The following is a 14,237-nucleotide window of genomic DNA, read 5'->3' on the forward strand; positions in this document are numbered from 1 at the left end:
CAGACATGCTGTCGGGTATGACAGGGTTCAAGTGTGGGAGGGGGCTTGCCCCCGATAGCGGTGGTTCAGTTAAACCTTCCTGCACTGACACAACCTCATCGGGGGCAAGCCCCCTCCCACATTTGTCCTTACACCTGCTCTGCTGCTGGCGCAGGCTGGATAGCCAACTGGTCGGCCAGGCGCACGAATGCGGCCAGGTCCAGTTGCTCGGGACGCAGGCTGCCATCGACGCCGGCAGCTTCGATCTCGGCATTGCTCAACAGCGCCTTGAGCGTGTTGCGCAGGGTCTTGCGGCGCTGGTTGAACGCTTCGCGTACGACACGCTCGAGCAGTTTGTGGTCCTTGGCCGGGTGCGGCAGGACGGCATGGGGCACCAGGCGCACGATGGCCGAGTCGACCTTCGGCGGCGGGTTGAACGCGCCCGGGCCGACGTTGAACAGGTGTTCGACGCGGCAGTGGTACTGGACCATGATCGACAGCCGGCCCCAATCACCGCCACCTGGGCCAGCGGCCAGGCGCTCCACCACTTCTTTTTGCAGCATGAAGTGCATGTCGCGGATGATCCCGGCGTTGTTCAGCAGGTGGAAAATCAGCGGGGTGGAGATGTTGTACGGCAGGTTACCGACAACGCGCAGGCTGTTGGGCGCGGCGTTGAGGGTGTTGAAGTCGAACTTCAGCGCATCGCCCTGATGCAGGTTGAAGTTGGGCTTGCCGGCAAATTGCTGATTGAGGATCGGGATCAGGTCCTTGTCCAGCTCCACCACATCCAGTTGCCCGCCACTGGCCAGCAGGCCTTGGGTCAGTGCGCCCTGGCCCGGGCCGATTTCCAGCAGGCGGTCTTCTGGCTTGGCATGGATGGAGCGCAGGATGCGGTCGATCACGCCAGCGTCGTGCAGGAAGTTTTGCCCGAAGCGCTTGCGCGCCCGGTGTTGGTAATGCTCGGTCATATACGGGTCTCGGCCATCTGATAGGCGGTTTCCAGGGCCACGTGCAGGCTGCCGGTATCGATCTTGCCGCTGCCCGCCAGGTCCAGGGCAGTGCCATGGTCGACGGAGGTGCGGATGATCGGCAGGCCCAGTGTCACGTTGACTGCGGCGCCGAAGCCTTTGTATTTCAGCACGGGCAGCCCCTGGTCATGGTACATCGCCAGCACTGCGTCGCAGTGCTCCAGATATTTGGGGGTAAACAGAGTGTCTGCGGGCAATGGGCCGCGCAGGTCCATGCCTTCCTGGCGCAGACGCTCTAATGTCGGTTCAATGATGTCGATTTCTTCATGGCCCAAATGGCCGCCTTCACCGGCGTGGGGGTTGAGCCCACAGACCAGGATGCGCGGTTGGGCAATGCCGAATTTGTGTTGCAGGTCGGCGTGCAGGATGCGCGTGACGCGTTCTATGCGCTCGGCGGTGATGGCGTCGGCGATATCGCGCAGCGGCAGATGGGTGGTGACCAGCGCGACGCGAAGGCCACGGGTGGCCAGCATCATCACGACTTGTTCGGTGTGGGTGAGTTCGGCCAGGAATTCGGTATGGCCGGAGAAGGCGATACCGGATTCGTTGATCACGCCTTTATGAACGGGCGCGGTGATCATGCCGGCGAAGTCGCCGTCGATGCAGCCTTGGCCCGCGCGGGTCAGGGTTTCCAGCACAAAGGCCGCATTGGCCTTGTCCAGTTGCCCGGCGGCGACCTTGGCATGCAGCGGGGTGTCCCACACATACAGGCTGCCCGCCGGCGCCGGCAGGTCGGGCCAGTTGCCCGGTGCAACGCTCAGCAGGTTGACAGCCACACCCAGCTGTGCGGCCCGCTCAAGGAGCAGGTCGCGGCTGGTAATGGCAATCAGGGGGTGTGGCTGGGGTTGCGAGGCGAGCAGCAGGCACAGGTCTGGACCAATGCCGGCCGGCTCGCCGGGTGTTACCGCGAAACGCTGGGGTTTCACTGCGCTGCCTGGTCGGTGCCTGTTTGCTCGGCGGCCGGCAGCTTGTTTTCTACGTAGGCTTCGTCACGGATCTGACGCAGCCAGGTTTGCAGCTCCTCGTCGTACTTGCGGTTGCGCAGTACGGTCAGGGCTTGCTGTTCGCGGGCCTGGTTGGTGTTGTCGGTGGCGCGACGGCCAAGGACTTCCAGTACATGCCAGCCGTATTGGGTCTTGAACGGCTTGGACAGCACACCTTGCGGCGTATCGGCCATCACCTGCTGGAACTCCGGCACCAGGGCTTTCGGGTCGATCCAGTTCAGGTCACCGCCGTTGAGGGCCGAGCCTGGGTCTTCCGAGAAACTCTTGGCCAGGGTGGCGAAGTCTTCACCGCTTTCGATGCGGTCATAGATCTTCTGGGCCAGTTCCTTGGTTTGTGCTTCGGTGCGGATTTCGCTGGGTTTGACCAGGATGTGACGAACGTGTACTTCGTCCTTCAGCGAGGTCTCGCCGCCGCGCTTGCCGAGCAGCTTGAGGATGATAAAGCCGCCTGGAGTACGTGCAGGCTGGGTAATGTCACCCACGTTCATGGCACTGAGCTCACGGTCGAACGGCGGCGGCAGTTGAGCGGCTTTACGCCAGCCCATGTCACCACCGTCGAGCGCGTTGTCGCTGCCGGACTGGGCAATCGCCATTTGAGCGAAATCAGCACCCGCCTTGAGGCGGTCGTAGATCGCCTGGGTCTTGGCCGCGGCGGCATTGAGCTGCTCGGCGTTGGCGCTGTCTGGCGTCGGGATCAGGATATTGGCCAGGTGCAGCTCTTCGGAGAGTTGCATCTTGCCCAGGTCCGAGGCCAGGAAGTTCTTCACTTCCTGCTCCGACACCTGCACCCGCTCCGCTACGCGACGTTGACGTACACGGCTGATGATCATTTCACGCTTGATCTGGTCACGCGCGTCCTCATAGGACAGGCCATCATGCGCCAGGGCTGCGCGGAACTGATCGATGCTCATGTTGTTGCGTTGAGCGATGGTGCCGACGGCCTGGTTGAGCTCTTCGTCCGAAATACGGATGCCGGAGCGCTCGCCGATCTGCAGTTGCAGGTTTTCGACGATCAGGCGTTCCAGCACCTGGGGCTCCAGGACGCTGGTCGGCGGCACACCACCGCCACGCTTGGCGATGGTCTGCTGAACTTCCTTGACCCGCTGGTCCAGCTGGCTCTGCATGATCACGTCGTTATCGACGATGGCTGCGACTTTATCCAGCTGTTGCACCGCGGCATGCGCCGAGGCGGCACCCAGGAACAGCGCGCCCAGCACTAGCGGGCGCAAACACTCAGAAAGCTTTGTCTTCACGTTCACGATAACCTTCAATGCCTTTGTCGAGGAAGCTCTCTACCTTGGCGCCGGTCAGGCCGCCGAGTCCTTTGAGGACGATCTGGAAGAAGAGCCCGTGGTCACCCTTTTCGTTAAGCGGGGCGATCTGGCTGTATTCGTCGTTGGAAACCCAGTAACGGTTGATGACGCGCAGTTTCCAGCAGCAGTTGTCGTACTCGAAACCACCAAAGGCTTCCAGGGTACGGTTACGTGCATAGTCATACTGCCAGCGGGTGATCAGGTTCCACTGTGGAATGATCGGCCACATCATCGAGAAGTCGTGTTGCTGGATTTTGTAGTAATCCTTCACGTAGTTCGGATCGCCCGGCCTGCCGTAGTCACCACCGAACTGCCATTTGTTGGTCAGCTGGTTATAGACGACCTGGTCGTTGCGATAGCGATAACCGAGGTTGATAACCTTGTTCGGGTCGTTCTCCGGCTGGTAGTGGAACATCGCGCTGCCGGACCGTGGGGAGTGGCTCTCGGGATCCCAGTTGTAGTCGGCGGTGGCACGCCAGTCGCGGTTGAAGTGGAATTCGTATTCCAGCGCGATAGGCGATACGTCGGTACGCGCGTCATCACGATCGGCGGCCAATACGCCTGGCAGTTGAACCTCACGGTCCTTGAAGTACACGGCCTGACCTACCGACACGCGTTGGCGCTCAAAACCGTTATCTTCGATCCAGCGGCTGGTTACGCCCAGGGACAGCTTGTTCTCGTCACCGATCCGGTCGGAACCGCTGAAGCGGTTGTCGCGGAACAACGAGGAATAGCTGAACGAGTATTCACTGGTATCAAACACCGGAATATCGCTCTGGTCCTTGTTCGGTACGTAGAGGTAGTAGGCCCGTGGTTCGAGGGTCTGGTTGAAGTCCTTGCCGAACAAATTGGTTCTGCGGTCGAAGTACAGGCCGCTGTCTACGCTGGCAACAGGTATTGCGCGGTCCTGGGAGCTCTTGAAAGTTTGACCGGCAAGCGCCATTTGATTCTTGCCTGTACCATCAAGGTCAAGATCGTACTTGGTGTAGACGTATTTGAGCTTCGGCGTAATAAAACCGTAAGTCCAGTTCATCGGGTATTCGACGGCTGGCGCGACGTTCAGACGAGTACCGTTGGCGCGGGTAAGACCCAGTACGTTGCTATCCAGGCGAGGTGAAACCAAGCCGTTTTCGTCGGTGAACGTACCGCTCTGCAAGTCACGATCAAAGCGTACGGCTTCGGTTTCATAACTGAAGTTCAAGCCGCCCGGATGAAACGGCAGTTGGCCGTTCAGCGTGAGCTGCGGCAACCGGTCATACGGCGTGATTTGAGAGATTGTGGACAACTGGTACGCCTGGACATTCAAGCGAGCCTGATAAGAATCGCCTCGGTACGTCAGGGAACCCTGCTGGTTCAGGAAGTCCCGGTTCTGGACACCCTCCTCGAAGGTCTTCAAGTCCTGGAAGTAGTAAGGATCGCTGATCTTGGTGTAGTCCACCTGGGACGTCAGGCGCGAATCCAACCCACCCCTGTGCTGCCAGTTGAGCATGTAGCGGGTTTTTTCGTAATCGGTCTGGTTCTTGCGCTCGTCGTTGTCGTCGTTCAGGTACGCCCCGCCGAACTGGCCTTCGCTGGACTTGGTGAGGTAGCGGAATTCGCCTTCCATCAACAGGCCGCGCTTGGTCATGTATTGCGGGTACAACGTGGCGTCGTAGTTCGGTGCCAGGTTGAAGTAGTACGGCGTCACGAGGGTAAAGCCAGTCTCACTGCCGGTGCTGAAGCTCGGCGGCAGGAAGCCGGACTGACGGCGGTCGTCAATCGGGAAATAGATGTAAGGGGTGTACAGGATCGGGATGTTCTTGACCCGCAACGTCGCGTTGGTGGCCGTACCGAAACCGGTGGCCGGGTTCAACGTGATGTTGTTGCCCTTGAGCTGCCAGGCGTTGCTGTCCGGCTCGCAGGTGGTGTACGTACCGTCCTTGAGACGGATGATCGCGTTCTCGGCACGCTTGGCGTACAGCGCGTTACCGCGGATACGCGACTTGTGCATCACGTACTCGGCGTTGTCGATCTGGGCCGCGCCGGTATCGAGCTGGACCTGGGCACGGTCGCCCACGATCAGCGCGCCGTTGTCGCGCAGGCGCACGTTGCCGTTCAGCTCGCCACGGTTCTCGGCCTGGTACAGGCTGGCTTCGTCGGACTCCAGCTGCATGCTGCCCTGGCGCATGACGACGTCACCGGCCAGAGTGGCGACCTGCTGTTCCTGCTCGTAACGAGAAGCCTTGGCACCGATGAAGGTCGGCGCATCGCTCTTGTTCGTCTTGTCATTCATGCCAGGACGCGTCGGCTCGATGTAGGCACCGCCGCAGTAAGGGCCGGTTTCGGCCAACTGTGCTGCGGTCAGTTTCTCGCGAGGCACCCAGTCCAGGTGGCTGTAGTCTTTGCTGCGCGAACGCAGCCCACGGCCCTTGGCTTCGGTGACCAGCATGGTCTTGGGCTCGGCGTCGACGCTGCCGCCAGCCTCGCCCTGCGGCGTGCTGTTGGCCGAGCTGACGGCAGAACCGTCATGCACCGGGCGCGGTGGCAATGGGGCGGCGGCCGTTTTCGGCGCGCAATCCCAGGCACCCGAAGCAGAGACTGAGCAGTCATACTGTTCCGCGGCGACCACGAATGAGGTGGCGAAAGGTTGCAAGGCCAGCAGACTGCCGGTTACCAGCAACGGAAATTTTCTACGAAACGCGGGGGATTTCAATGCCATCTTATTAGTCCGGGCTTCCTGCGTGCCATCTGCCCGCGGTTTGGGCCGCACGCCTCTCGATGGTCTGAAAAAGATGCGTGATAATAAAGCATGCCCCGCTTGACGGCTAGCGCCGTCGGAGACCCTTGTAATGCCCGAGCACGATCTACGTTTACAACAGCTGGAAGTCTGGCTGGATGAGCAGTTGCCGATTCTCTTCAACGCTCAGGACTGGGGCCCCGTACCCCCGGCCACATTGACCGCGGCCAGCAGCGACGCGAGTTTCAGGCGTTACTTCCGGTGGGAGGGTGGGGCGCATACATTCGTCGTAATGGACGCGCCACCGCCCCAGGAAAACTGCAAACCTTTCGTCGATATCGCACATTTGCTCGCGAAATCGGGAATTAATGTGCCAAAAATTTATGCAGAAGATTTGCCCCGAGGCTTTCTTTTGCTCAATGACCTGGGCCGAAAAACCTATCTGGACGTGATTGACGAGCAAAACGCCGATCAATTGTTCGCCGACGCCATCGATGCGCTGCTGGCGTTCCAGCAGTTGCCGATGGACGCGCCGTTGCCCAGCTATGACGTCGCCCTGCTGCGTCGCGAGCTTGAGTTGTTCCCTGAATGGTACGTACGCCGGCACCTGGGTATCGAGCTTGATACCTGCCAGCAGGCCCTCTGGCAACGCGTCAGTGACCGCTTGATCGACAGCGCCCTGGCCCAGCCCAATGTGCTGGTGCACCGCGACTATATGCCGCGCAACCTGATGATCAGCGAGCCTAACCCTGGGGTGCTGGATTTCCAGGATGCGGTCTATGGCCCGGTGACCTATGACATTACCTGTCTGTTCAAAGACGCCTTCCTCAGCTGGCCCCAGGCCCGCGTGCGCGCGTGGCAGCGCGGCTACTGGGAACGCGCCAGTGAGTTGGGCATCCCTGTGCAGGATGATTTTGAAGAGTTCCTGCGTGCCAGCGACCTGATGGGCGTGCAGCGTCACCTCAAGGTCATCGGCATCTTCGCGCGGATCTGCCACCGCGATGGCAAACCACGCTATCTGGCGGACGTGCCGCGCTTCTTTGCTTATATAGAAGCGGTGCTGGCCGACCGGCCGGAGTTAAGTGACCTGGGTGAGCTGCTCAGCAGCCTGCGCCAACCGGCCGAGGCTTGCGTATGAAAGCGATGATCCTGGCGGCCGGCAAGGGCGAGCGCATGCGCCCGCTGACGCTGCATACGCCCAAACCGCTGGTGCAGGCGGGCGGCAAACGGCTGATCGAGTATCACCTTGAAGCGCTGGCCAAGGCCGGCTTCACCGAGATCGTGATCAACCACGCCTGGCTCGGTCAGCAGATCGAAAGCTACCTGGGTGACGGTGCCCAGTTCGGCGTGCGTATCCGTTATTCAGCTGAAGGCGAGCCGCTGGAAACCGGCGGCGGGATTTTCCAGGCGCTGCCGTTGCTGGGTGACGAGCCGTTCCTGGTGGTAAACGGCGATATCTGGACCGATTACGACTTCAGCCAATTGAAGCGACCGCTCCAGGGCCTGGCCCATCTGGTGATGGTCGACAACCCGGCACATCATCCGTCCGGCGGGGATTTCTACCTGGACGACGGCGTGCTTCATGATGCGGCGCCCGGTGCCGATAACCTGACCTTCAGTGGCATTTCCGTGCTCGACCCTCAATTGTTCGCGGGTTGCAGTGCGGGTGCCTTCAAGCTGGCGCCGTTACTGCGCGCGGCGATGGCCAACGGTCGGGTGACGGGTGAACACATGAAGGGACGCTGGGTGGATGTCGGAACGCTTGAACGTCTGGCGCAGGTCGAAACCTTGCTGACAGCGGGACGATAGGATGCTGTGGCCAGGGACGCTGATCGGCGCCGGGGCTGGCTTTGCGATTGCCAGCATTCCGGGGGCTTTGTTGGGTGCATTGCTGGGGCAGGCGCTGGACCGGCGCCTGCAATTGCACAGCTGGGCGCAGTTGCGCGAACGCCTTGGCGGCCGCCCCGCGTTGCGCAACGACGAATTGTTGTTCGTGCTGCTGGGGCGCCTGGCCAAAAGCAACGGTCGCATTGTGGACGGGCATATCCAGCAGGCGCGCCAGGAAATGCGCGCACTGGACATGACCGAGCCGGCCCAGCGCCGAGCCATCATGGCGTTTAATCGTGGCAAGTCCGGCACTGACCGTGTGCGCAGTTATCTGCGCGTGCTCAAGGCGCAACCCCATGCCGCCGAGGGTGTTCTACGTGCGTGCTGGCGGATGGCCTGGGCGGATGGCCGGGCGGATGATGCCGAGCGTGACCTGATCGAACGGTGGGGCAAATGGCTGGGCTGGACGCCGCAACAAATCCGCGCGTTGGCCTCCGATTACGCGCCGGCGCGCAAGCCGTTGGTGAACCGTGTCGGTGCTTATCAGGAGGCGTTGCGGATTCTGGGGGTGACGGCGACCGCTGAGCCGTCGGTAATCAAGCGCGCCTATCGCCGCCTGCTCAGTCGCCATCACCCGGACAAGATCGCCGGCAGTGGCGCCAGCCCCGCGCAAGTGCGCGAGGCGACCGAGCGTACCCGTGAGTTGCATAACGCTTATGCGTTGATTCGCGAGCGGCGGGACTTTCGCTGACATCGCCGATCAAATGTGGGAGGGGGCTTGCCCCCGATGGCCATAGGTATCTACACAGTTTTGGTGCTACACCGCACCTGTGGCGAGGGAGCTAACGCGTATCTACCTGACGCTCCGAGGTCAAAATGTGGGAGGGGGCTTGCCCCCGATGGCGGCCTCTGGGCTAGCCAGGATGTTGGATTGGACCGAGTACATATCCGTTTCTGCGGTAACGGCTGCTTAGGGTTCCGCCCTGACGGCGGCTCACTTTTGAAAAGCGCAAAAGTAAGCAAAACGCTCTTGCCCCACCACTCGGCACCTCGCCTAGGCTCGGTGTGCCCTCGCTCCGGCTTGAATCCGTGGGCCGCCGCCACGCGCCATCCATGGCGCGGGGCGGCTAACCCGGCGTCCTGCCGGGTTGCCCACGGATTCAAGCCTGCGTTCGGCCAGCGTGGTTTAACGGGGCGCCTGAGATCAAAAGCAGATCAAGATCAAGAGCGGCTCGCTTCGCATCGTGGTTACGGTTGGGCGCTGTTGAGTTGTGTAGATACTTATGGCTATCGGGGGCAAGCTCCCTCCCACATTGGTTATTCAACACTTTCGAAAAATGTGTTCAATCGGCCTGCGGGCTTAACCAGCCGCGAACTCGCCGGTAGAGCTGTTCCTGCTCGGCGGCATCGTTGCCGGGCAGGGCGTGGAGTTGCACCGGCTTGTAGCCTTCGTTCTTGCCGCGCTTGGCCGCCTGGATACGGGCCAGTGCGTTTTTGCCGTCCTGGGCGCCGTCCTGGTAGAACACATCCGCCGTAGGTACTTTCAGCGCTGGGGCCAATTGCTGCAGGTCCGGTTGACGAGCGGCGGGTGTCTTGCCGGCCACCATCACCAATTTCTGCACCTGGGCGGGTTGTTTCTCGCTCAGGTAACGCGCAGCCCACCATGCGCCGGTGCCGTGACCGAGCAGTGCCACACTGCGGGCGCCCTGGGTCTGGGCGAAGGCGACGGCAGCGTCGATGCGGTCGAAGATACGTTTGGCGTCGGTCTTGTCCTGTTCATCCGCGCCCGGTACCACTGCCGGGTCAGTGCCTTCGGCTTCCGCGCTGGCGGCCTGTTCGACGGGTTTGGCGACCGTGCTGCCGTCCTTGCTGCTGGTATCGACCGCCGCTTTGGGCGGCTCGATGACGCGTGGCGGCAGGGTGTCCAGATTGACGTCCGGCAATGACAGGCTGAGGGTGCCCCAGGCAGCGTCCGGCAGTTTGCGCCGCAACGGGCCGATCGCTTGCGGCCAGTCGGCATTTTCGCCGGCACTTGGCACGATAATCACCACGCCCTGGGGGTCGGCGCTGTTGGCGGGCCTCCACAGGGCCAGGAACGACTCGCTGCCGGCCTGCAATTGTTGTTGTTCCTGTTGCGCAACCTGGCGTTCGAGCGCGCGGGCTTCTGCCTCGCTGCGCTCGGGCAAGGGCTGGCGCTCGGCGGGTTTTTCCGCGACGGCTGCAGGCGCATCGGCGGCTTGAACAGAAAAGGCGCTGGTAAATAGCAGCGACAGGCACAATGCTGGCAGTGCCGAACGGTTTAGAGGTGGCATCGTTAAATCCCGGCCGGAAGATCTCAGCAGCCTAATGGGTTGATCGGTATTTGTCAGTGATGTGAGACGTGGATCATGGGTTTTCGCTTGCTGCTGGTTATCGGCTGTCTGTGTGTTGCCTTGATGGCGAACGCAGCGCCTGCCCCCGTCGTGCCCCAGGCGCAACTGGATGCGCAGCAGCGTGCGTGGCTGGCGCAGCACCCGCAATTGCGGGTGGGCCTGGTGTTGCAGGCGCCTTACGCGCAATACGACCGACGGCTGCAGCGGTTGTCCGGGGCCAATGTCGAGTTGATGCAGTGGCTGGCCAGGGCACTGGGCATCGAGCTGACCTGGCGCAACTTTCCCGATCAGCAGCAATTGGAGGCCGCCGTGCGCGACGGCGAGGTGGACATCGCCCCCGGCCTGCAGCAAACCCCGGCCGGCTTGCGCCTGTGGTTGTTCAGCGACCCTTATATGCGCGTGCCCCAGCATATTGTCGGTATTCGTGAAGGCGGCGGCGCGGTGGAGCTGGAAAAACTCGACGCACAATCGCGCATCGCGGTGCGCATGCCCAGCACGGTGGCCGACTACCTGCGCAGCACCTATCCCAACCTCAACCTGCAAGGCGTGCCCATGGAGCGTCAGGCCCTGCAGTTACTGGTGAGCCGGCAGGCCCGCTATGCGGTGGTGGATGAGGCGCAACTGGGCCGGTTGTCCGGCGAGGCGGAGTTTGCCGGGCTGGCGGTGGTCGGCGATATCGGCCTGCCGCAGTTGCTGCGGGTGGCCACGCGGCGTGAATGGCCGCAGCTGGCCGGCATCATGCAAAGCGCCTTGCGGGCGATACCCGCCCGCGACCTCGACCAATTGCACAGCCGCTGGCTGCAGCCTCAGTACCCGCGTTTATCAAATGCCATGGGCGTGTGGAAAAATCTTAGCGTGCTGCTTGGGCTGTTACTGCTCGCCAGCCTCGCCGCGGTGCTCTGGCAGCGCCGCCAACAACGCAACCTGGAGCACGACCTGTTGGCGGCGCGGGAGGAAAGTGCGGCGCGCGCCGCTGGCGCTGAAGCCTTGCGCCTGACGCAGTTTTCCATCGATCAAAGTACGGTCGGCATCCTGTGGGTCAATTGGGACAGTCACGTGCGTTACGCCAATCGCGCCGCCGAAACCATGCTCGGCTATGGCGCTGGCGCATTGATCGAGCGACCGCTGATCGATTTCGACCCGACATTGACCATGGACCGCTGGCTCAATCTGTGGAAACGAGGGCGGGCCAGCGAGGAGGGCGCGCAGACCTTCGCCACCGACTGCCTGCGCGCCGACGGCAGCATCCTGCCGGCAGACGTGTCGTTGAGTTTTCTGCGCTTTGCCGACGGCGAGTACCTGGTGGTTTACCTGACTGACGTCACCGAGCGCCGCCGTTATGTGGCCGCCCTGCTGCAAAGCGAGGCACAGTTGCGCCAATTGTCAGCCCACCTGGAAACGGTGCGCGAAGAAGAAAAGGCGCGTATCGCCCGCGAAGTACACGACGAACTGGGGCAGATGCTCACCGTGCTCAAGCTGGAAACCTCAATGTGTGAATTGGCCTATGCGCAACTCGACCCGGGCCTGAACGAGCGCTTGAACAGCATGAAGCGCCTGATAGCCCAGCTTTTTCAATTGGTACGTGATGTCGCGACGGCGCTGCGCCCGCCGATTCTCGACGCCGGCATTGCCTCGGCCATCGAATGGCAGGCACGACGCTTCGAAGCGCGCACGCAGATTCCCTGCCTGGTACGCGTCCCGGAAAACCCGCCAATACTGAGCGACGCCAAGGCCATCGGCCTGTTCCGCATCCTGCAGGAGGCGCTGACCAATGTGATGCGCCATGCCCAGGCGCATACTGTGGAGCTGACGCTGGGCGTGGATGGCCCGAACCTGCGGCTGACCATCAGCGATGACGGTATCGGTTTCGTGCAGGCGCAGGGGCGAGCGGTATCGTTCGGCCTGGTCGGCATGCGCGAACGGGTACTGATCATGGGCGGGCAGTTGAGCCTGGTCAGCGAGTTGGGGGAGGGCACCACCCTGAGCGTCACGGTGCCGCTGGATGCATAACGATAAGAGGAAACCCCTGTGATCCGCGTACTGGTAGCCGAAGACCACACCATTGTCCGGGAAGGCATCAAGCAATTGATCGGCCTGGCCAAGGACCTGCTGGTGGTAGGCGAAGCGAGCAATGGTGAGCAATTGCTGGAGACCCTGCGCCATGTGCCGTGCGAGGTGGTGTTGCTGGATATCTCCATGCCCGGCGTGAATGGCCTGGAGGCTATCGCGCGTATCCGCGCGCTGAGCAACCCGCCGGCGATCCTGGTGCTGTCCATGCACGATGAGGCGCAAATGGCCGCCCGCGCCCTGAAGGTGGGTGCGGCCGGCTATGCCACCAAGGACAGCGACCCGGCATTGCTGCTGATGGCGATTCGCAAGGTCGCGGCGGGTGGGCGCTATATCGACCCGGACCTGGCAGACCGCATGGTCTTCGAAGTCGGCCTGACGGATTCGCGCCCCTTGCACTCGCTGCTGTCGGAGCGCGAGTTTTCGGTGTTCGAACGTCTGGCACAAGGCGCCAACGTCAACGACATCGCCCTGCAGTTGGCCCTGAGCAGCAAAACCATCAGCACGCACAAGGCGCGCTTGATGCAAAAGCTCAATATCACCTCCCTGGCCGAGTTGGTGAAATACGCCATGGAACACAAGCTGCTGTAGCGGCGTATCCATTAACGACACCGCGCAAGCGCCGCCCGGCGAAGACTTGCCGCTGCACTGTCCCATGCCCGCCATCCGTGTAGGGCGATCCCTACCCCGAACCTTCCATCCGGCTGATGGGATTCTCTCCTCGCCCCCGATTTCCGGGGCCTCGCGCCTGGACTACGCTTGTGTCACAGCGGTCCAAAACACAAAGGTGCGGATATGAGCGAGGTGGATTCAAATGATGTGCTGGTCAGCTTTCGTGGCGTGCAGAAAAGCTACGATGGCGAAAACCTGATCGTCAAAGACCTCAACCTGGAGATTCGCAAGGGTGAGTTCCTCACCCTGCTCGGGCCGTCCGGTTCGGGCAAGACCACCAGCCTGATGATGCTGGCCGGCTTTGAAACACCCACCGCCGGCGAAATCCAGCTGGCCGGGCGCTCGATCAATAACGTGCCGCCGCACAAGCGCGACATCGGCATGGTGTTCCAGAACTATGCATTGTTCCCGCACATGACCGTGGCCGAGAACCTGGCGTTTCCCCTGTCCGTGCGTGGCTTGAGCAAGACCGACATCAGCGAGCGGGTCAAGCGCGTGCTGAGCATGGTCCAGCTCGACGCGTTCGCCCAGCGCTACCCGGCGCAACTGTCCGGGGGCCAGCAACAGCGGGTGGCGTTGGCTCGCGCGTTGGTGTTCGAGCCGCAGCTGGTGCTGATGGACGAACCCCTCGGCGCCCTCGACAAGCAATTGCGCGAACACATGCAGATGGAAATCAAGCATCTGCATCAGCGCCTCGGCGTGACCGTGGTGTATGTGACCCATGACCAGGGCGAAGCCTTGACCATGTCCGACCGCGTGGCGGTGTTTCACCAGGGCGAAATCCAGCAGATCGCCGCGCCGCGCAGCCTGTATGAAGAGCCGAAAAATACCTTTGTGGCCAACTTCATCGGCGAAAATAACCGTCTCAATGGCCGTCTGCACAGCCACACCGGCGAGCGCTGTGTGGTGGAGCTGGCGCGCGGCGAAAAGGTCGAGGCGCTGGCGGTGAACGTCGGCTCGATCGGCGGCCCGGTGACGCTGTCGGTGCGTCCGGAGCGCGTCAGCCTCAATGGCGCAAGTGACCGCTGCATCAACCGTTTTTCCGGGCGGGTGGCGGAGTTCATCTACCTGGGCGACCACGTGCGTGTGCGCCTGGAAGTCTGCGGCAAGACCGATTTTTTCGTGAAACAACCGATTGCCGAGCTGGACCCGGCCCTGACGGTCGGCGACGTAGTACCGATTGGCTGGCAAGTCGAGCACGTTCGCGCACTCGACCCACTTCTAGAGGCGAATTGATCGCCCCCTGGCTTCACCAACCC

At 62.0% G+C, this 14,237-nt stretch carries 11 protein-coding genes; 6 read left to right on the top strand and 5 right to left on the bottom strand.

Going from position 1 to position 14,237, the window contains the following annotated elements; all coding sequences use genetic code 11:
- Positions 1–128: 128 nt before the first annotated feature.
- Genes rsmA through BFP90_RS15305 form a run of 4 tightly spaced genes read right to left on the bottom strand, consistent with a single transcriptional unit; the run spans position 129 to position 6,022 of the window.
- Positions 129–947, bottom strand: coding sequence for a 16S rRNA (adenine(1518)-N(6)/adenine(1519)-N(6))-dimethyltransferase RsmA (rsmA, locus tag BFP90_RS15290; protein ID WP_065885507.1), 819 nt, complete (start codon positions 945–947; stop codon positions 129–131).
- The gene (gene pdxA, locus BFP90_RS15295) at positions 944–1,933 is read right to left on the bottom strand and encodes a 4-hydroxythreonine-4-phosphate dehydrogenase PdxA (protein WP_065897252.1); all 990 of its coding nucleotides are present in this window, start codon (positions 1,931–1,933) and stop codon (positions 944–946) included. Before pdxA ends, rsmA begins: the two co-directional genes overlap by 4 nt.
- Positions 1,930–3,264 carry a peptidylprolyl isomerase gene (locus BFP90_RS15300; RefSeq protein ID WP_082632017.1) on the bottom strand — a complete coding sequence of 445 codons (1,335 nt, stop codon included), beginning with the start codon at positions 3,262–3,264 and terminating at the stop codon, positions 1,930–1,932. Before BFP90_RS15300 ends, pdxA begins: the two co-directional genes overlap by 4 nt.
- Complete coding sequence (locus tag BFP90_RS15305) at positions 3,245–6,022, bottom strand: LPS-assembly protein LptD (protein WP_065897254.1); 2,778 nt, start codon at positions 6,020–6,022, stop codon at positions 3,245–3,247. Before BFP90_RS15305 ends, BFP90_RS15300 begins: the two co-directional genes overlap by 20 nt.
- Before the next feature lie 130 nt (positions 6,023–6,152).
- Here BFP90_RS15305 and BFP90_RS15310 point away from each other — a divergent pair, with 130 nt between their 5' ends.
- From BFP90_RS15310 to BFP90_RS15320, 3 genes are read left to right on the top strand one after another with little or no spacing between them, the layout of a single operon-like run.
- Positions 6,153–7,178, top strand: a complete 1,026-nt coding sequence (locus tag BFP90_RS15310; RefSeq protein WP_065897256.1) for an aminoglycoside phosphotransferase family protein — start codon at positions 6,153–6,155, stop codon at positions 7,176–7,178.
- Entirely contained in the window at positions 7,175–7,849 is a 675-nt protein-coding gene (gene murU, locus BFP90_RS15315) for an N-acetylmuramate alpha-1-phosphate uridylyltransferase MurU (RefSeq protein WP_065894184.1), read from the top strand. Before BFP90_RS15310 ends, murU begins: the two co-directional genes overlap by 4 nt.
- Position 7,850: 1 nt before the next feature.
- On the top strand, positions 7,851–8,618 hold the full coding sequence (locus BFP90_RS15320; RefSeq protein WP_065894185.1) for a TerB family tellurite resistance protein: 768 nt from the start codon (positions 7,851–7,853) through the stop codon (positions 8,616–8,618).
- A gap of 592 nt (positions 8,619–9,210) precedes the next feature.
- On the opposite strand, the gene BFP90_RS15325 is transcribed toward BFP90_RS15320, so the two are convergent.
- On the bottom strand, positions 9,211–10,179 hold the full coding sequence (locus tag BFP90_RS15325) for an alpha/beta hydrolase family protein (protein WP_065897258.1): 969 nt from the start codon (positions 10,177–10,179) through the stop codon (positions 9,211–9,213).
- A gap of 75 nt (positions 10,180–10,254) precedes the next feature.
- Here BFP90_RS15325 and BFP90_RS15330 point away from each other — a divergent pair, with 75 nt between their 5' ends.
- From BFP90_RS15330 to BFP90_RS15340, 3 genes are all read left to right on the top strand, one after another.
- Complete coding sequence (locus BFP90_RS15330; protein ID WP_065897260.1) at positions 10,255–12,249, top strand: sensor histidine kinase; 1,995 nt, start codon at positions 10,255–10,257, stop codon at positions 12,247–12,249.
- An 18-nt stretch (positions 12,250–12,267) separates the two neighbouring features.
- A complete protein-coding gene (locus tag BFP90_RS15335) occupies positions 12,268–12,897 on the top strand; it encodes a response regulator (protein ID WP_057723679.1) in 630 nt (209 codons plus the stop codon).
- Between the two features lie 204 nt (positions 12,898–13,101).
- On the top strand, positions 13,102–14,214 hold the full coding sequence (locus tag BFP90_RS15340) for an ABC transporter ATP-binding protein (RefSeq protein WP_065885515.1): 1,113 nt from the start codon (positions 13,102–13,104) through the stop codon (positions 14,212–14,214).
- The last annotated feature ends 23 nt before the right edge of the window (positions 14,215–14,237 follow it).

This window comes from Pseudomonas sp. 24 E 13 (genome assembly GCF_900004715.1).
GTDB classification, from domain to species: Bacteria; Pseudomonadota; Gammaproteobacteria; order Pseudomonadales; family Pseudomonadaceae; genus Aquipseudomonas; species Aquipseudomonas orientalis_A.

What these genes read in the sequence shown, in the direction of transcription:
- BFP90_RS15305 (WP_065897254.1), bottom strand. Translation starts at nt 6,022, where the DNA reads ATGGCATTGAAATCCCCCGCGTTTCGTAGAAAATTTCCGTTGCTGGTA.
- murU (WP_065894184.1), top strand. Translation starts at nt 7,175, where the DNA reads ATGAAAGCGATGATCCTGGCGGCCGGCAAGGGCGAGCGCATGCGCCCG.
- BFP90_RS15325 (WP_065897258.1), bottom strand. Translation starts at nt 10,179, where the DNA reads ATGCCACCTCTAAACCGTTCGGCACTGCCAGCATTGTGCCTGTCGCTG.
- BFP90_RS15330 (WP_065897260.1), top strand. Translation starts at nt 10,255, where the DNA reads ATGGGTTTTCGCTTGCTGCTGGTTATCGGCTGTCTGTGTGTTGCCTTG.
- BFP90_RS15340 (WP_065885515.1), top strand. Translation starts at nt 13,102, where the DNA reads ATGAGCGAGGTGGATTCAAATGATGTGCTGGTCAGCTTTCGTGGCGTG.
- BFP90_RS15320 (WP_065894185.1), top strand. Translation starts at nt 7,851, where the DNA reads ATGCTGTGGCCAGGGACGCTGATCGGCGCCGGGGCTGGCTTTGCGATT.
- BFP90_RS15310 (WP_065897256.1), top strand. Translation starts at nt 6,153, where the DNA reads ATGCCCGAGCACGATCTACGTTTACAACAGCTGGAAGTCTGGCTGGAT.
- rsmA (WP_065885507.1), bottom strand. Translation starts at nt 947, where the DNA reads ATGACCGAGCATTACCAACACCGGGCGCGCAAGCGCTTCGGGCAAAAC.